Origin of the sequence: Streptococcus sp. CF10-1 (assembly GCF_024295825.1) — a bacterium.
Lineage (GTDB): Bacteria > Bacillota > Bacilli > Lactobacillales > Streptococcaceae > Streptococcus.
Window position 1 is genome coordinate 247,246 of sequence record NZ_JANCPQ010000002.1, and the last position, 17,666, is coordinate 264,911.

20 protein-coding genes, 1 pseudogene and 1 other annotated feature are annotated in these 17,666 nt (G+C 40.2%); of the genes and pseudogenes, 20 read left to right on the plus strand and 1 reads right to left on the minus strand.

Annotated features, from left to right (window positions below):
* Nucleotides 1–28 precede the first annotated feature (28 nt).
* Nucleotides 29–160 (plus strand) — a sequence feature (ribosomal protein L20 leader region).
* Between the two features lie 15 nt (nucleotides 161–175).
* The 20 genes and pseudogenes from infC to NMM25_RS03720 all read left to right on the plus strand — a co-directional run bounded on the left by infC (nucleotide 176) and on the right by NMM25_RS03720 (nucleotide 17,104).
* Nucleotides 176–706 carry a translation initiation factor IF-3 gene (gene infC / locus NMM25_RS03625; RefSeq protein WP_000848184.1) on the plus strand — a complete coding sequence of 177 codons (531 nt, stop codon included), beginning with the start codon at nucleotides 176–178 and terminating at the stop codon, nucleotides 704–706.
* A gap of 32 nt (nucleotides 707–738) precedes the next feature.
* Nucleotides 739–939: a 50S ribosomal protein L35 gene (gene rpmI, locus NMM25_RS03630; RefSeq protein WP_001125942.1), complete on the plus strand. Its 201-nt coding sequence runs from the start codon at nucleotides 739–741 to the stop codon at nucleotides 937–939.
* Nucleotides 940–989: 50 nt separating this feature from the next.
* On the plus strand, nucleotides 990–1,349 hold the full coding sequence (rplT, locus tag NMM25_RS03635; protein ID WP_000124830.1) for a 50S ribosomal protein L20: 360 nt from the start codon (nucleotides 990–992) through the stop codon (nucleotides 1,347–1,349).
* A gap of 57 nt (nucleotides 1,350–1,406) precedes the next feature.
* The gene (locus tag NMM25_RS03640) at nucleotides 1,407–1,787 is read left to right on the plus strand and encodes a VOC family protein (protein ID WP_000157153.1); all 381 of its coding nucleotides are present in this window, start codon (nucleotides 1,407–1,409) and stop codon (nucleotides 1,785–1,787) included.
* A 247-nt stretch (nucleotides 1,788–2,034) separates the two neighbouring features.
* Entirely contained in the window at nucleotides 2,035–2,835 is an 801-nt protein-coding gene (locus tag NMM25_RS03645) for a dihydroorotate dehydrogenase electron transfer subunit (RefSeq protein ID WP_254735994.1), read from the plus strand.
* The gene (locus NMM25_RS03650) at nucleotides 2,798–3,784 is read left to right on the plus strand and encodes a dihydroorotate dehydrogenase (protein ID WP_254735995.1); all 987 of its coding nucleotides are present in this window, start codon (nucleotides 2,798–2,800) and stop codon (nucleotides 3,782–3,784) included. Before NMM25_RS03645 ends, NMM25_RS03650 begins: the two co-directional genes overlap by 38 nt.
* Nucleotides 3,785–3,894: 110 nt before the next feature.
* Nucleotides 3,895–6,147 (plus strand): glucosaminidase domain-containing protein, encoded by a 2,253-nt coding sequence (locus NMM25_RS03655; protein ID WP_254735996.1) that lies wholly within the window; start codon nucleotides 3,895–3,897, stop codon nucleotides 6,145–6,147.
* A 167-nt stretch (nucleotides 6,148–6,314) separates the two neighbouring features.
* Nucleotides 6,315–7,358 carry a DNA/RNA non-specific endonuclease gene (locus tag NMM25_RS03660; RefSeq protein WP_000735443.1) on the plus strand — a complete coding sequence of 348 codons (1,044 nt, stop codon included), beginning with the start codon at nucleotides 6,315–6,317 and terminating at the stop codon, nucleotides 7,356–7,358.
* Between the two features lie 91 nt (nucleotides 7,359–7,449).
* On the plus strand, nucleotides 7,450–7,686 hold the full coding sequence (locus tag NMM25_RS03665; RefSeq protein WP_000141913.1) for a DUF2829 domain-containing protein: 237 nt from the start codon (nucleotides 7,450–7,452) through the stop codon (nucleotides 7,684–7,686).
* Nucleotides 7,679–8,377 carry a 3-oxoacyl-ACP reductase gene (locus tag NMM25_RS03670; RefSeq protein ID WP_000198461.1) on the plus strand — a complete coding sequence of 233 codons (699 nt, stop codon included), beginning with the start codon at nucleotides 7,679–7,681 and terminating at the stop codon, nucleotides 8,375–8,377. The genes NMM25_RS03665 and NMM25_RS03670 overlap by 8 nt, the downstream gene beginning before the upstream one ends.
* 10 nt (nucleotides 8,378–8,387) lie before the next feature.
* Entirely contained in the window at nucleotides 8,388–8,888 is a 501-nt protein-coding gene (locus NMM25_RS03675) for an NUDIX hydrolase (RefSeq protein WP_000403333.1), read from the plus strand.
* Nucleotides 8,866–9,714 (plus strand): putative PEP-binding protein, encoded by an 849-nt coding sequence (locus NMM25_RS03680; protein WP_254736095.1) that lies wholly within the window; start codon nucleotides 8,866–8,868, stop codon nucleotides 9,712–9,714. Before NMM25_RS03675 ends, NMM25_RS03680 begins: the two co-directional genes overlap by 23 nt.
* Nucleotides 9,711–10,151, plus strand: a complete 441-nt coding sequence (locus NMM25_RS03685; protein WP_254735997.1) for an ASCH domain-containing protein — start codon at nucleotides 9,711–9,713, stop codon at nucleotides 10,149–10,151. The genes NMM25_RS03680 and NMM25_RS03685 overlap by 4 nt, the downstream gene beginning before the upstream one ends.
* A gap of 120 nt (nucleotides 10,152–10,271) precedes the next feature.
* Entirely contained in the window at nucleotides 10,272–12,812 is a 2,541-nt protein-coding gene (locus NMM25_RS03690; RefSeq protein WP_254735998.1) for a M1 family metallopeptidase, read from the plus strand.
* A 181-nt stretch (nucleotides 12,813–12,993) separates the two neighbouring features.
* Nucleotides 12,994–13,278, plus strand: coding sequence for a helix-turn-helix domain-containing protein (locus NMM25_RS03695; protein ID WP_008283941.1), 285 nt, complete (start codon nucleotides 12,994–12,996; stop codon nucleotides 13,276–13,278).
* Nucleotides 13,279–13,328: 50 nt separating this feature from the next.
* The gene (locus NMM25_RS03700) at nucleotides 13,329–13,655 is read left to right on the plus strand and encodes a multidrug efflux SMR transporter (RefSeq protein ID WP_009013481.1); all 327 of its coding nucleotides are present in this window, start codon (nucleotides 13,329–13,331) and stop codon (nucleotides 13,653–13,655) included.
* A gap of 14 nt (nucleotides 13,656–13,669) precedes the next feature.
* Nucleotides 13,670–14,473, plus strand: coding sequence for an SDR family oxidoreductase (locus tag NMM25_RS03705; protein ID WP_254735999.1), 804 nt, complete (start codon nucleotides 13,670–13,672; stop codon nucleotides 14,471–14,473).
* 157 nt (nucleotides 14,474–14,630) lie between these two features.
* Nucleotides 14,631–14,972, plus strand: a pseudogene (locus tag NMM25_RS03710) (hypothetical protein).
* Nucleotides 14,973–15,102: 130 nt separating this feature from the next.
* A complete protein-coding gene (ciaR, locus tag NMM25_RS03715) occupies nucleotides 15,103–15,777 on the plus strand; it encodes a two-component system response regulator CiaR (RefSeq protein ID WP_000590635.1) in 675 nt (224 codons plus the stop codon).
* The gene (locus NMM25_RS03720; protein WP_254725226.1) at nucleotides 15,767–17,104 is read left to right on the plus strand and encodes a cell wall metabolism sensor histidine kinase WalK; all 1,338 of its coding nucleotides are present in this window, start codon (nucleotides 15,767–15,769) and stop codon (nucleotides 17,102–17,104) included. The genes ciaR and NMM25_RS03720 overlap by 11 nt, the downstream gene beginning before the upstream one ends.
* Nucleotides 17,105–17,167: 63 nt before the next feature.
* Here the strand turns inward: NMM25_RS03720 and NMM25_RS03725 are convergent, their stop codons facing one another.
* Entirely contained in the window at nucleotides 17,168–17,452 is a 285-nt protein-coding gene (locus tag NMM25_RS03725; protein ID WP_254725227.1) for a DUF3270 domain-containing protein, read from the minus strand.
* Nucleotides 17,453–17,666: the final 214 nt, after the last annotated feature.

Sequence of the window (17,666 nt, forward strand, 5' to 3'; positions counted from 1 at the left end):
AATAGAAAACTTGGTATCATATAAAAGTTGAGAAAAGCAGAAGTGAGAGCTTCTCGCCTTGTGACATCAAGTTGCCTGGCCCTACGGATGAAAAGTTTCTAAGAAACGCTATCATAACGTGCGGGCTTGTATTATTACGAGCCTGCTATTGTTTTTCTCTAATAATAAAAAAGAGGTGAAAACCATAGCAAAGCAAGACTTATTCATCAATGATGAAATTCGTGTACGTGAAGTTCGCTTGATCGGTCTTGAGGGAGAACAGCTAGGCATCAAGCCACTCAGCGAAGCGCAAGCATTGGCTGATAGTGCAAATGTTGACTTAGTATTGATTCAACCCCAAGCAAAACCACCTGTTGCTAAAATTATGGACTACGGTAAGTTCAAATTTGAGTACCAGAAAAAGCAAAAAGAACAACGTAAAAAACAAAGTGTTGTTACTGTGAAAGAAGTTCGTTTGAGTCCAACTATTGACAAGGGTGACTTTGACACAAAACTTCGCAATGCACGCAAGTTCCTTGAGAAGGGAAATAAAGTTAAGGTATCTATTCGCTTTAAGGGTCGTATGATTACCCATAAAGAGATTGGTGCAAAAGTTTTAGCCGAGTTTGCTGAAGCAACACAAGATATTGCGATCATCGAACAACGAGCTAAGATGGATGGACGCCAAATGTTCATGCAGTTGGCGCCAGCAACTGACAAAAAATAATTGTCAGAAAGTTAAATAAAGGAGAAAAAATCATGCCAAAACAAAAAACACACCGCGCATCAGCTAAACGTTTCAAACGTACAGGTTCTGGTGGACTTAAACGTTTCCGTGCTTACACTTCTCACCGTTTCCACGGAAAAACTAAGAAACAACGTCGTCATCTTCGTAAAGCATCTATGGTGCATTCAGGAGATTTCAAACGTATCAAAGCAATGCTTACTCGCTTGAAATAAGAGCCTGACAGTAAGTAAACAATTCTAGGAAATATTTGGAGGAAATATAAATGGCACGTGTTAAAGGTGGCGTTGTATCACGCAAACGTCGTAAACGTATTCTTAAATTAGCAAAAGGTTACTATGGAGCTAAACACATCTTGTTCCGTACTGCAAAAGAACAAGTAATGAACTCTTACTACTATGCATACCGTGACCGTCGTCAGAAAAAACGTGACTTCCGTAAATTGTGGATCACTCGTATCAATGCGGCAGCTCGTTTGAACGGACTTTCATACTCACAATTGATGCATGGTTTGAAATTGGCTGAGATCGAAGTTAACCGTAAAATGCTTGCTGACTTGGCTGTTAACGATGCAGCAGCTTTCACAGCTCTTGCAGATGCAGCTAAAGCAAAACTTGGTAAATAATAATTGATAAGACTGGAACAGGATTGTCCCAGTCTTTTTAAAAATAAAGGAGAACATATGGCTTCAAAAATGCTACACACTTGCTTGCGAGTAGAAAACCTTGAAAAATCAATCGCATTTTATCAAGATGCTTTTGGTTTTAAAGAATTGCGTCGCAGAGATTTTCCAGACCATGCCTTCACGATTGTCTATCTAGGTCTTGAGGGTGACGACTATGAGTTGGAGTTGACTTATAACTACGATCATGGTCCTTATGTGGTTGGAGATGGATTTGCCCATATCGCCCTCAGTACACCTGATCTTGAGGCTCTTCATCAAGAGCACAGTGCAAAAGGCTATGAAGTGACTGAGCCAAATGGTCTACCAGGAACTGCACCTAACTATTACTTTGTCAAAGACCCTGATGGCTACAAGGTCGAAGTCATTCGTGAAAAATAATCTCGTGAATTCAAGTAGAATGTTCGTTTTCTACTTGACTTTTTTTAGCTGAAAGAGTATACTGGTAAAAATTTAACCTTTAAGGGGAGTCCAGAGAGACTCACAAGGTGTCAGATAAAAGGGATAGGGGACTCTCTGTGGAGACTTTTTAAGTGTGCGCATGAGTTTTGTCCTATCTTGACTGAGACCTTGCTATTGCAAGGTCTTTTCTTTTATCTGATCCCCTTAAATTTAAGGAGGAAAAGTCATGAATCCCACATGTAAGAAGCGTTTGGGTGCCATTCGTTTGGAAACCATGAAGGTGGTTTCTCAGGAGGAAATCGCGCCAGCAATCTTTGAATTAGTCCTAGAAGGGGAGATGGTTGAAACCATGCGAGCTGGTCAATTTCTCCATCTGCGCGTACCTGATGATGCCCATCTCTTGCGCCGTCCTATTTCAATTTCGTCTATTGACAAGGCAAACAAGCAGTGTCACCTCATTTATCGGATTGAGGGGGCTGGGACAGCTATTTTTTCAACTTTAAGTCAGGGAGATACTCTTGATGTGATGGGGCCTCAGGGAAATGGTTTTGACTTGTCTGATTTAGACGATCAGAGCCAAGTTCTCCTCGTTGGTGGGGGGATTGGAGTTCCGCCCTTGCTTGAGGTGGCTAAGGAATTGCATGCGCGTGGGGTGACAGTAGTGACAGTCCTCGGTTTTGCGACTAAGGATGCTGTTATTCTCGAAACCGAATTGGCCCAATATGGTCAGGTCTTTGTAACGACAGATGATGGTTCTTATGGCATCAAGGGAAATGTTTCTGTTGTTATCAATGACTTAGGCAGTCAATTTGATGCTGTTTACTCATGTGGTGCTCCTGGGATGATGAAGTACATCAATCAAACCTTTTATGATCATCCAAGAGCCTACCTATCTCTAGAATCTCGTATGGCTTGTGGGATGGGAGCTTGCTATGCCTGTGTCCTAAAAGTCCCAGATAGTGAAACTGTCAGCCAACGAGTCTGTGAAGATGGCCCTGTTTTCCGCACAGGAACAGTTGTATTATAAGGAGAGGGTTATGACTAACAAACGTTTACAAGTTTCTCTACCAGGCTTGGACTTGAAAAACCCCATTATACCAGCATCAGGCTGTTTTGGTTTTGGTCAGGAGTATGCCAAGTACTATGATTTAGACCTTTTAGGCTCCATTATGATCAAGGCGACGACACTTGAACCCCGTTTTGGCAATCCAACTCCCAGAGTAGCTGAGACACCTGCTGGTATGCTCAATGCAATAGGCTTGCAAAATCCTGGTTTAGAAGCTGTTTTAGCTGAAAAACTGCCTTGGTTGGAAAGAGAATATCCAACACTTCCTATCATCGCTAATGTAGCTGGCTTTTCAAAACAAGAGTACGCTGCCGTTTCTCAGGGAATTTCCCAGGCAGCCAATGTAAAAGCTATAGAGCTCAATATCTCCTGCCCCAACGTAGATCACGGCAATCATGGCCTTCTGATTGGGCAAGATCCTGATCTAGCTTATGAAGTGGTAAAGGCAGCTGTGGAAGCCTCTGATGTGCCAGTTTATGTTAAGTTAACCCCTAGCGTGACGGATATCATCACCGTCGCAAAGGCAGCAGAGGATGCAGGAGCAAGTGGCTTAACCATGATCAATACTCTAGTCGGTATGCGCTTTAACCTCAAAACCAGAAAGCCAATCCTAGCCAATGGAACAGGTGGAATGTCTGGTCCAGCAGTCTTTCCAGTAGCGCTCAAACTCATCCGTCAAGTCGCCCAAACAACAGACCTGCCCATCATTGGAATGGGAGGAGTAGATTCGGCAGAAGCTGCTTTAGAAATGTATCTGGCTGGTGCCTCTGCCATCGGAGTTGGAACAGCTAACTTTACCAATCCTTATGCCTGTCCTGATATTATTGAAAATTTACCAAAAGTCATGGATAAATACGGCATTAGCAGTCTAGAAAATCTCCGTCAGGAAGTCAAAGCCAATCTGAGATAAGCTAGGTCCTCCTTATCGTCAACAAGAAATAGAATCTTCATCAATTTGTAATATTTCCGTTGGTTAACTATGTTACAATAGGGTTTAGAAAACGTTATTGGAGCATTTAAATGAAACGATGGAAAGTGGCCCTAGTAAGTGCTGGCTTATTGGGGTGTTTTTTTACTGTACTAGAAACAGCTAAAGCAGATGAAGGGGCTTGGAAAGGAAAGACCTACCTCAAAGCAGACAGGAAACCAGCAACCAACCAATGGATCTATGACCAAACGCAACAGGCCTGGTTTTATTTAACAGCTGATGGAAATCGTGCTGAGAACGGCTGGTTGACTGTTGGTGGTAAGGATTACTATTTTAACGAGACCGGAAAATTAGCCACAAAAACGTGGGTTGGCCAGTACTATGTGACTGAAAGTGGTACTAAAGCCAAGGAACAGTGGGTATTTAATCAGGAACAAGAATCCTGGTATTATCTCAAGTCTGATGGTCAGAAAGCGCAAAACGAATGGATTCAACAAGGTCAGGAAAAATATTACCTTAAAGAAGACGGGAAAATGGCCAAAGATGAGTGGATCACTCAAGGGGAGAACCAATACTACATCAATTCACAAGGTAAAATGCTGAAAAATGCTTGGCTTGGTAAGAATTATATATCAGAAAATGGTAATAAGGTTAAACAAGCCTGGATTTATGATGACAACTATAGCAGCTGGTTCTACCTTCAACAAAATGGTACCTATGCTGAAAATGGCTGGTTAACTATAGATGGGAAGGACTACCATTTTAAATCAGGCGGTTATCTTTCTACTGAACGTTGGATTGACCGCTTTTATGTTTCGAAGAGTGGAGCTAAATTGAAATCGGAATGGCTCTTTGATAAGAATTATGATGCTTGGTTTTACTTGAAAGCTGACGGAACTTATGCCGAAAAAGGCTGGGAAACGATTAAAGAAAAAGATTACCATTTCAAATCAGGCGGCTATCTTTCTACCGAGCGCTGGATTGACCGCTTCTATGTTGCGAAGAGTGGAGCTAAATTGAAATCGGAATGGCTCTTTGACAAGAATTATAACTCTTGGTTTTACTTGAAAGCTGACGGAACCTATGCTGAAAAAGGTTGGCAAACCATCAAAGGCAAGGATTACCATTTCAAATCAGGCGGCTACCTCTCTACAGAAACTTGGATTGACCGCAGTTATGTGACAAGTAGTGGAGCAAAAGCTGGCAAAGGGTGGCTCTTTGACAAGAATTATAACTCTTGGTTCTATATCAACTCTGATGGAAATTATGCCAATAAAGAATGGCTCTGGGATAATGGTTACTACTATCTCAAATCTGGTGGTTATATGGCTGCGAGTGAGTGGGTATGGTACAAGAACAATTGGTTCTACCTCAAGTCAAATGGAAAGATGGCTGAGAAAGAATTAATCTACGATTCATCCGACCAATCATGGTACTACCTTAAATCAGGCGGTTATATGGCAAAAAATGAAACTGTGGATGGTCATACCTTGGATGCTTCTGGTAGATGGCATGTTGCGGATAAAACCAAATATTACAAAGTTAAACCAATCACTGCCTATGTCTATAGTGCATCTGGAGAAATCTTGAGTTACATTAACCAAGGAAGCATTGTTTCACTGGATAGCTCGACGCGAAAAGGCGGCCGACTTGCAGTTTCGATTTCTGGCTTGTCTGGCTATATGAATCAAAGTGATTTGACTGCAGTAGATGAAGGTAGCGAGTTTATCCCTCATTATACTAGTGATGGGAAATTCCTCTACCATGAACTCTCTCCATATACGAGTATCAAAGTAGCTCCACACACCTCTGCTATGGTTATTGGTAAGAAGTACTACTCAACTGATGGAGAGCATTTTGATGGCTTTACCATTAAAAATCCTTTCCTCTATAAAAACTTGAGAGAACCAAGTAATTATAGTGCAGCTGAATTGGATAAACTGTATTCGATGATGAACTTGCAGGATAGTCCTCTAGCAGGTAAAGGAGCGACTTTCAAAGAAGCTGAGGAACGCTACGGTGTCAATGCCCTTTACTTGATGGCACATAGCGCTCTTGAAAGTGCGTGGGGACGTAGTCAAATTGCCAGAGATAAGAACAACTTCTTTGGTATTGCTGCTTATGATACTAGCCCATATCTCTCAGCCAAGAGCTTTGATAATGTGGACAAAGGAATTCTTGGAGCGGCCAAGTGGATTCGTGAAAATTACATTGACTATGGTAGAGACCACCTTGGAAACAAGGCAACCGGAATGAATGTTCGCTATGCTTCCGATCCGTACTGGGGTGAGAAGATAGCCAGCATCATGATGACCATCAACAGCAAACTTGGTGGGAAAGACTAATCAAAAGAAATCAACGGTAACTACTGAGAAGTGGTTATCGTTTTTGTTTTAAACATTGGAGGAGAAATAGTATAATAACAGTCTCTTTATTCTTGAACAATTAACAAAATGATAGTAAAATGTAATAGGAGATATTAATCTAATTACTATATAAAGAGGAGACTTTTATGAAAAAGCTACTATCCTTCTCAATTGCCTTGCTTTCAATCACAACACTAGTTGCTTGTTCTGGACATAAGGCGGAATCAAAGGTCCCAGAAGAAAAAATTGAACAGAAGCAAATCAAGTTCGATGAAAAGTTGTTTAAAGAAGCTGGACTCTTGCCTTTTAAAAATGAGAAACAACTAGAACTTGGGGAATTGGATTCTAAATCACGCGCAACGGGTGCTCATATTCAACTTAAGGACAGTGATGAACCAACAGAGAAGAGAGAGCCTAAGATAAGTTATAACCCAGTTGGTTGGCACAACTATAATTTTTATTATGGAGATGGCTCTAAAAAGGCTTGGTTGATGAATCGTGGTCATTTGATTGGGTACCAGTTTAGTGGATTAAACGATGAAAAGAAAAACTTGGTTCCTATGACTAACTGGCTCAATGCTGGAAATTATTCTGGAACAGATGACCAAAACCAAAGTAGCATGCTTTACTATGAAAATCGATTGGACTCCTGGTTGGCCAATCACCCGAACTACTATCTTGATTACAAGGTGACCCCAATCTATCAGAAAGATGAATTGATTCCGAGACAAATTGAATTGCAGTATGTGGGAATTGATGAAAATGGCAAACTCTTGGAAATCAAATTGGGTGGTAGTAAAGAAAAGGTTGATCAGTATTCAGTGACACATGTTATTTTAGACAATGTTTCAGCTAATGCGGAAATCAATTATTTGGATGGTACGGCTAAAAATACAGTTGAAAACAAAGAAGAAAAAGCTAAAAAAGAAGCTGAAGAAAAGGCTAAGAAGGAAGCTGAGGAAAAAGCCAAGAAAGAGGCTGAAGAAAAAGAAGTAACTGAAAAGAAAGCAAAAGAAGAAGAACAGGAAAAAGCTCGTCAAGCCGCACAAGAACAAGAAGAAAGCCAGGAATCAAACTCGCAATCAACAAATTCAGGTGGTTACTTTAGAGATAGAAACGGAAGATGGCACAGACCAAATGGTAAATTCGCTTCTAAGAAAGAAATTAGAGAAGCCGGATTGCAGTGGTAGTGAGAATTTAGCAGATACACAGTCAAAAAGCCGTTGGAAAACGGTTTTTTGTTATAATTAAATGAAGAATGTAGAATTGAAGGAGAACATCATGACATTTGAAGAAATCCTGCCTGGGTTAAAGGCCAAGAAAAAATATGTACGAACTGGTTGGGGAGGGGCTGAAAACTATGTCCAACTCTTTGACACTATCGAGCAAAACGGGGTTGCACTTGAAGTGACGCCTTATTTCCTCATCAACGTGTCTGGAGAAGGGGAAGGTTTTTCCATGTGGAGCCCGACACCTTGTGATGTTTTGGCAACGGATTGGGTAGAAGTCCATGACTAGACGAGTATTGATTACGGGAGTGAGTTCAGGGATTGGTCTGGCTCAAGCCCGACTCTTTTTAGAGAATGGCTATCAAGTTTATGGTGTGGACCAAGGTGAAAATCCACTCTTAGAGCGTGATTTTCACTTTTTACAGAGAGATTTGACCTTGGGCTTGGAACCAATTTTTGACTGGTGTCCTCAGGTGGATGTCTTGTGCAATACTGCAGGAGTTTTGGATGATTACAAACCACTTTTGGTTCAAACAGCGCAGGAAATTCAAGAGATTTTTGAAATCAACTACGTGACTCCTGTTGAGTTGACTCGCTATTATTTGACGCAAATGCTGGAAAATAAAAAAGGAATCATTATCAATATGTGTTCCATTGCATCAAATCTAGCAGGAGGTGGTGGTCACGCCTATACGTCGTCTAAGCACGCCTTGGCAGGATTTACCAAGCAGTTGGCTCTAGACTATGCTGAGGCTGGTATTCAGATCTTTGGGATTGCTCCAGGAGCTGTCAAGACAGCCATGACTGCTGCCGACTTTGAGCCAGGTGGATTGGCTGACTGGGTGGCTAGTGAAACGCCAATCAAGCGCTGGATCGAGCCAGAGGAAGTAGCAGAGCTTAGTCTTTTCTTAGCAAGTGGAAAGGCGGGCGCCATGCAGGGACAAATCTTGACAATAGATGGTGGCTGGTCTTTGAAGTAGGAGGAGATAGATGGAAATCAAAAAACACTTTGGAGTCTATGCTGTTTGCTTTGAAAATGGGAAGTTACTCTGCATTGAAAAAACGAGGGGCCCTTATCAACATCGTTATGATTTACCCGGTGGTAGTCAGCAACTTGGGGAAGGATTGACGGAAACGCTGATTAGAGAAGTTATGGAAGAGACGGGACATACTGTTAGAAGCTACTCTAATCCTCGAATCTACGATGTTTTCGTCAGGGAAGAGTTAAAAAATTTTATGGTTCACCATATCATGGCATTTTATGATATTGAGGTCAACGAGAAGGAACCTCAGGTTACGATTTCGGAAGCTGTCTCTGATGGTGCGAATGATTCACTTGGATATATTTGGATGGATTTTCAGAAAATCACAGAAGAAAATGCATCGCCATTAGTCTTGAAGGTCAAGTCTGAATTATTAGGATTTCCAGAGCTGGACAAGACTTCTTACATGAATTGGAAGGTGAATGATGAGAAACCAACTTGTCCTTAGTGGAGAACAAATTGTTGAAAAAGTTTATCCTCAGTTATTGCACCACGTCGGTATGATTCGTGGAGAATATTTGTTGAGAGAGCTTAATCAAAACATCCTATTAGCAAGTTGCCAGCAATTTGTAAAAGATTATCTAGATACCATTTGCTCCTTGTACTCAGACGAAGAGGTTTGGTATCGTTTTTCAGAGTTAACAAATACAGAAGCTAATTGTTTAGAGGGGACTAAAGAGCATTTTGATGAAAATCATCCCTTGTTTGGTTATAGAGGAACTAGGCGCTTGCTGGCGTGTCCTGATGAATTTCAGGCTGAAGCACATGTCGTTACAGAAGTTTATCAAACAAATCCCAATCTGTCTGTTATCTTTCCTTTTGTCAATGATGCTGAGCAGTTAAAGCAAGTTATTAGAGTATTACGTCAGCATGGTTTTACTGGAAAAGTCGGCACAATGATTGAATTACCGTCAGCTTATTTTGACTTGGACAGGATACTGGAAACGGGTATTTCAAAGATTATAGTTGGAATGAATGATTTGACTTCTTTTGTTTTTGCGACTGTGAGAAACAGTCAATGGCATGATATGGAAAGTCCAATAATGTTAGATATGCTGAGAGATATGCAGGATAAAGCAAGTATGAAAAAAATTGACTTGGCTGTAGCAGGTTATCTGAACTTTTCCTTCATACAAAAAATGAATCAGATGGGTATCAAATGCATTATCCACTACAGTTCTATTCCAGAGATTTTTAATTTAGAGATTGACCATCCAGACCACCTCAAACGTGTAAAAGAATTAAGTAAAAAATTACAAAGGAGCAACCCATGACACCTCAAGAAATGTGGAATGCGTATAAGCAAATTAACCCCTCTATCGGAGATGAGATAGATGCCTGGGCTTTTGGAGTGGAAGCAGATCTCTTGGCAGATTTGGTTTTAAAAGGCGAAAAGACAGCAACAGCCTCAGCCTATGACCTCTACTCACTAGAAGACGAACCTCTTCCACGAGAAGGTACCTTTGACGTCATTTTAGACAGTCAAGATCAGGCTGTCTGCATCGTCGAAATTACCAAGGTTTCCGTTCAGCCCTTTCATCAAGTTTCTGCTGACCATGCTTACAAGGAAGGGGAAGGTGATAAATCCCTAGCCTATTGGCGCCAGGTTCATGAAGACTGTTTCACGGAGTGGCTGGAGGAAGCGAGCTTGACTTTTACGCCTGACAGCAAGGTTGTTTTGGAAGAATTTCGCAAGGTCTACCCACTGTAGACTGCAGAAGGAAGAAAGTTTTGGAAATCACCGTCCAATCCTTTTTTCTTAAGCAAAACATGATATAATAAGTTTGTTTGAAGAAGAGTAAAACTCTTAAACTTAGAATAGGAGAAAACTATGCAAGCAGTTGAACATTTTATTACCCAATTTGTTCCTGAACATTATGATTTATTTTTAGACTTGAGTCGTGAGACCAAGACCTTTTCTGGGAAGGTGACCATCACTGGTCAAGCGAAAAGTGACCGTATTTCCCTTCACCAAAAAGACTTGGAAATCGCTTCTGTAGAAGTTGCGGGTCAAGCTCGTCCATTTACAGTTGATCATGACAATGAAGCTCTTCATATCGAATTGGCTGAGGCTGGTCAAGTTGAATTGATTATCGCTTTTTCAGGAAAAATCACGGATAATATGACAGGGATTTACCCTTCTTATTACACAGTTGATGGTGTCAAGAAGGAAGTCTTGTCTACTCAGTTTGAGAGCCATTTTGCACGTGAAGCCTTCCCATGTGTGGATGAGCCTGAAGCCAAAGCAACTTTTGACCTCGCTCTTCGTTTTGATCAAGCAGAAGGTGAAGTGGCCTTGTCAAACATGCCAGAAATTGATGTGGAAAACCGTAAGGAAACAGGCATCTGGAAGTTTGATACAACACCTCGCATGTCTTCTTACTTGTTGGCCTTTGTTGCAGGTGATTTGCAAGGAGTGACTGCTAAAACTAAGAATGGTACCCTCGTAGGTGTCTACTCAACCAAAGCTCATCCTCTATCTAACCTTGATTTCTCACTGGACATCGCCGTTCGCTCAATCGAGTTTTACGAAGATTACTATGGAGTTAAGTATCCAATCCCTCAATCGCTCCACATCGCCCTTCCTGACTTCTCAGCTGGTGCTATGGAAAACTGGGGTCTTGTGACCTACCGTGAAGTGTACTTAGTTGTGGATGAGAACTCAACCTTTGCTAGCCGTCAAGAAGTTGCCCTAGTTGTAGCACATGAGTTGGCTCACCAATGGTTTGGAAACCTCGTGACTATGAAATGGTGGGATGACCTTTGGCTTAATGAAAGCTTTGCAAACATGATGGAATACGTCTGTGTGGATGCCATCGAGCCAAGTTGGAATATCTTTGAAGACTTCCAAACAGGTGGTGTTCCAGCTGCGCTTAAACGCGATGCGACGGATGGTGTTCAGTCTGTCCATGTCGAAGTCAAACACCCAGATGAAATTAATACGCTCTTTGATGGCGCTATTGTCTACGCCAAAGGAAGCCGTCTCATGCATATGCTTCGCCGTTGGCTCGGTGATGCTGATTTCGCTAAAGGCTTGCATGCTTACTTTGAAAAGCACCAGTACAGCAACACCATTGGTCGTGACCTTTGGAATGCCCTTGGTCAGGCATCAGGACGAGATGTTGCAGCTTTCATGGATTCTTGGTTGGAGCAACCTGGTTATCCAGTTCTCACTGTCAAAGTTGAAAATGATGTCTTGAAGATTTCACAAAAACAATTCTTTATCGGTGAGCACGAAGACAAGAACCGTTTCTGGGTGGTGCCACTTAACAGCAACTGGAAAGGTTTGCCAGATACACTCGAAACTGAAAGTATCGAAATCCCTGGCTATGCCGCTCTTCTTGCTGAAAATGAAGGAGCTCTTCGCCTCAACACGGAAAATACTGCCCACTACATTACCGACTATCAAGGAGACTTGTTAGAAGCTGTTCTTGCTGAGTTAGAGATACTTGATAACACAAGCAAACTGCAAATCGTTCAAGAACGTCGTTTGTTGGCTGAAGCAGGGTACATTTCTTATGCAGACTTGCTTCCAGTCCTTGATAAACTTGCTAAGGAAGAGTCTTATCTGGTGGTTTCAGCTGTTTCTCAAGTGATTTCTGCCCTTGAGCGCTTTATTGATGAAGGAACAGAAACTGAGAAAGCATTTAACAGTCTGGTTGCTAAATTGGCTCGTCATAACTATGACCGTCTTGGTTTTGAAGCTAAAGATGGTGAATCAGATGAAGACGAATTGGTTCGTCAGTTGACCATTTCCATGATGATTCGGTCAAATGATGCAGAAGCTAGTCAAGTCGCTAGCCAAATCTTTGCAGCTCACAAGGATAATCTTGCAGGACTTCCAGCAGCAATCCGTGCTCAAGTTCTCATCAATGAGATGAAACACCATGAGACCAAAGACTTGGTCGCAACTTATCTGGACCTCTACACTCATGCCACAGATGCTGTTTTCAAACGTCAGTTGGCAGGAGCTCTTGCCTACAGTACAGATGCTGACAATATCCAAACCTTGATTGGTTCATGGAAGAATAAGTTTGTTGTGAAACCACAAGACTTGTCTGCTTGGTATTACCAGTTCCTAGATCATCAAACAACCCAAGAAACTGTTTGGGTATGGGCGCGTGAAAACTGGGATTGGATCAAGGCAGCTCTTGGTGGGGATATGAGCTTTGATAGCTTTGTTATCCTACCTGCCCATGTATTTAAGACTGAGCAACGCTTGGCAGAGTACAAGGAATTCTTTGAACCACAACTCTCTGACCTTGTTCTTAGCCGTAACATTCGCATGGGGATCAAGGATATCGCAGCACGTGTTGATTTGATTAAGCGTGAAAAAGCAGCAGTAGAAAAGGTTTTGAAAGCAAATAAGTAATAGATAAAAAACAGCGGATCTTGCAATCTGCTGTTTTTTGGAAGTCAGTATAAAGTGTCCATCCTGAAAATCGTGTTATAATAGCAATGTCAAAGAAATTTTACCTAGAATTGTATAGGATGTTAAAGAATTTCGTCTAGCCAATTCGTGAAGAAAAGAATAATATAAAGAGGAAATGCAGATGTTAGGAAAACAATTAAAATTATTTAGAGAACAAAATGGCTACAGTCAGAATCAAATAGCAGAATATCTGGGGACGACTCGTCAAACTATCTCAAATTGGGAAAATGATAAAACAATTATAGATAGTCATAGTTTGATTCGCTTAGCTGATTTTTATCAGATCTCTTTAGATGAGTTATGTGGACGAAAAAAGATTCCTGTTTACAAGAATTCAAAGATCAAGTCTATGATTTTAGCTAATGCTTGTACACTTTGGACCTGCTTCGCTTCCACTCATCGCTAAATCAATTGTTTTCCGACTAGCTTTTCAATTCTATTGATTCTAGGAGGACAATGATGTCTTACGTTTATTTAACTCTTGCTATTGTATCTGAAATAGCTGCCACAAGTCTGTTAAAACTGTCGCAAGGTTTTTCGAAAATGCTTTTTGGGATTCTTGCTTTAGTTTTGTATGGCTTGTGTTTTTTCTTTCTATCTTTGTCTTTGAAAGGCATACAACTAAATCTAGTCTATGCTATTTGGTCTGGTGTTGGTTTGGTTGGAACAACTGTGCTATCTATTTTGCTTTTTCATGAAAAAGTAACGTTCGCAAGTCTCTTGGGAATTGCTTTAGTTATTGTGGGGCTTGTTATATTAAACCTATCACAAAAGGTTCACTAATGAGGTAGTATGTTATGGGTGACAATTATTTTAAAAATAAAAGAGTCGTTATTATTGGTGCCAGTGGAAATTTGGGACAAGCCTATACACAAGCTTTTTTTCAAGCAGGTGCTCATTTATTTCTTTTAGGTCGCAATATGAATAAATTAGCCAGTTTTTCTGAGAATATTGCTTCCAAGATTCCGATTTGCTCAGTAGATATAACGAATGAAACTTCTATTAAAGTTGCAGTGTCTGAAGTTCAAAAGTGGTCGGATAATATAGATATTGTTATTAATGCAACGGGATTTGATGTACGAAAATCTTTATTATCTCACTCTGAGGAGGAGATCAATCAAACTATGACGATTAACCTAATAGGGGCTATCCTTGTCAGCAAACATTTTTTACCTTTGTTAAAAAATCAAAAAGGAGCAACCATTGTGCATTCAGGAGGTTTTGCAGATGGTAGGCTGGCCTTCCCCTATTATAGTGTAGATGTGGCGAGCCGCGCCGGACTTTTTTCTTTTATCGAATCAATGAACCGAGAATTAATACAGGAGCAGAAAAAGATGTATATAACTTATTTTTGCCCCAATGCAGCAGACACACCATCAGAAAAGCCTTATCATCCAGTTTGGAGAGAAATGGGGATCTCTATATCAAGTACAAATCAAGTAACCCAAGCTTTACTTAAAGGTATAAAATCTCGTAAAAGAGTGATTTTGATGGGACAAGGTACAAAGATTTTTACAACATTAAACCTTCTATCCCCAGCAATAGCGGATTATCTTTTACTGAGACGATACGGTCGTATTTTAAAAAAATATTTTGGATAAATTTTCTATTATTTTTCTAAGAATTTTCTCATCTTTTAGTATTCTTTAAGAAAAAATAATTAAGATGTATGTAGCCTAAAGAAAGGATGTGGTGAATTTATGAAGTAGAGCTTCTTCATTTTTTCACAGAAACTTAAAGCAGAAAGAAAAATATAGAATGAATAAAGAGAAAATGATTGTTGTAGAAAAAAGCACCAAGTGGAGGCTATCAGTAGTAGCAAGTGGTTCTTTAGTGGTCGGCTTGCTTGGTGGTTATATATTCGGTTCTTTGACTCAAAAATCAACAAATCAGCAGTCGACCGTTCAAACATCGAAAACCTAGCAAGATAATCAAGATGGCAATAATATGCAAAGTCACGGTGGACAGCCGCCGCAAGGAAATAATAATCAAGAAGGCGGTAGCAATTCTAAGAAGAAACCAGCCAATGCAGATGGAAGTACAAAGGCCAAGGATAGCAATTCTAACCAAAATAATGAAGAAAACACTACAAAATCTTAATCCATTTGTTAAAGCCATGATATAATAATTAAAGAATTATACTAAGATCCAAAAAATGATACAAAAATTCTTTATTTTATAATAACCTTAGATGAAGCTGATTAGTATCTTATAGCAGGAGGAGAACAAGATGATTAAGATTTTACTAGTGGAAGATGACCTAGGCCTGTCAAACTCAGTATTTGACTTTTTAGATGATTTTGCAGATGTCATGCAGGTCTTTGATGGAGAAGAAGGTCTCTATGAAGCTGAAAGTGGCGTCTATGACTTGATTTTGCTTGACCTGATGTTACCTGAAAAAAATGGTTTCCAGGTCTTGAAAGAGTTGCGCGAAAAAGGAATCACGACACCAGTCCTTATCATGACTGCTAAGGAAAGTTTGGATGATAAGGGACATGGTTTTGAGTTGGGAGCGGATGACTACCTCACCAAACCTTTCTACCTAGAAGAACTCAAAATGCGGATTCAAGCCCTTCTCAAGCGTTCAGGCAAGTTTAACGAAAATACCTTGACCTATGGGGATGTTGTCGTCAACCTTTCAACGAATGAAGTGAAGGTGGAAGATACTCCTGTGGAACTACTCGGAAAAGAGTTTGAGTTATTGGTTTACTTCCTTCAAAATCAAAATGTCATTCTTCCCAAGACACAGATTTTTGACCGTCTATGGGGATTTGATAGTGATACGACTATTTCCGTTGTAGAAGTCTATGTTTCAAAAGTTCGTAAGAAACTGAAGGGAACAGCCTTTGCTGAAAATCTTCAAACCTTGCGTAGTGTCGGGTATATTTTAAAAGATGTTCAATAAACTAAAAAAAACATGGTATGCGGATGATTTCAGCTATTTCATTCGAAACTTTGGAGTGTTCACTCTGATTTTCTCTGCTATGACCTTGATTATCCTCCAGGTCATGCACTCGAGTCTCTACACTTCTGTAGATGAAAAACTACAAGCCCTTAGCACTAGCCCTCAAGCTGTTATCCAATTAGCACTTAATCGGGCAACTGAAGAAGTCAAAGATATTCAACCAGCAACAGCGGATGCCAGCAAGGCTGAAATCAAACCCAATGTCAGCTCCAATACGGAAGTCTTGCTCTTTGATAAGGATTTTAACCAACTCTTACTGGGCAATCGCTTTTTAGGTTTGGACAAGATCAAGCTGTACAAGAAAGAGTTGAATCACATTCGGCAAATTCAAGTTGTCAATAGCTACGGTCAGGAAGAAACCTACCGGATGATCTTGATGGAAACCAATTCATCCACTGTTTCAAGTAATGTCAAATATGCGGCGGTTTTAATCAATACTAGCCAGCTTGAGCAAATCAGCCAAAACCACGAGCATTTAATTGTTGTAGTCATGGCTAGTTTCTGGCTTCTGTCTTTAATTGCCAGTGTTTACCTGGCACGTGTCAGTGTCAAACCTTTACTGGAAAGTATGCAAAAGCAGAAGTCCTTTGTAGAAAATGCGAGTCACGAACTGAGAACGCCTTTGGCTGTTTTACAAAATCGTTTAGAGACTCTCTTTCGAAAACCAGAAGCGACGATTATGGAATCCAGCGAAAGCATTGCTTCTAGTCTTGAAGAAGTTCGCAACATGCGTTTCCTCACGACCAATCTTCTCAATCTTGCACGTCGAGATGATGGAATCAAACCTGAAATAGCAGAAGTTTCTCCACAATTCTTTAAAATAACCTTTGCTAACTATGAGTTGATTGCTTCTGAAAATGATCGTGTTTTTGAATATGAAAATCGGATTTATCGTCCCTTCATGACCGATCAGTTGCTCCTAAAACAGCTCATGACTATCTTGTTTGATAATGCTATCAAGTATACTGAAGAAGATGGAAAAATTGAGTTTGTGGTCCATGCTACGGACCGCCACCTCTATCTATCCGTAACGGATAACGGAATTGGGATCTCAGCTGCCGATAAGAAGAAAATCTTTGACCGCTTTTATCGTGTAGACAAGGCGAGAACCCGTCAGAAAGGCGGTTTTGGTCTGGGACTATCTTTGGCCAAGCAGATCGTAGATGCCTTACGAGGAACGATTACCGTTAAAGATAACAAGCCTAGAGGAACAATTTTTGAAGTTAAGATTGCTATTCAATCTCCTCCCAAACGTAAGAATAAATAAAAAGACAGTTTTAAAACTGTCTTTTTTGATAACTAGAAAAGAGGTTAGTACCACTACCAACCTTTATTTTGAAATTTTTCGTTTAATGATCTTTCGTTGGAGTTGGAGGAGTACCAAACTTGCCCCCATAGCAGCAACAAATGATAAAGCCGTGTTCAATTTTAAGGCTAAAAAGATAAAACTAAAAAACACCATAAAAATACAAAAACAAGCAATATTTACAAAAAATAAAATCTCTTTTAAATTGGAGCTAACAGGAGCTTCCAGTGTATAGTCTTGATAAAGCGGAGTTTGATTCGATTCGGGAGTTTGTTCAAACTCATAAGCTTCTAATTTTCTTGCGGGCATGATTCTCTCCTTAACAGTACATAACTATTTTATCATTTTTTATGTAGAGAATTATTACAGAATTGTTACAAAACTACTAAACTCTCTTATCATCTTCTAAGTCGCTCTTCTTGACACCCACTAGGGAAAATGATAGCATGGACGTTACACTTAAAACAGATGACCTGACCTTCTCTTTTATAAATATACTGAGAAAGGAAAGGATAACTTATAT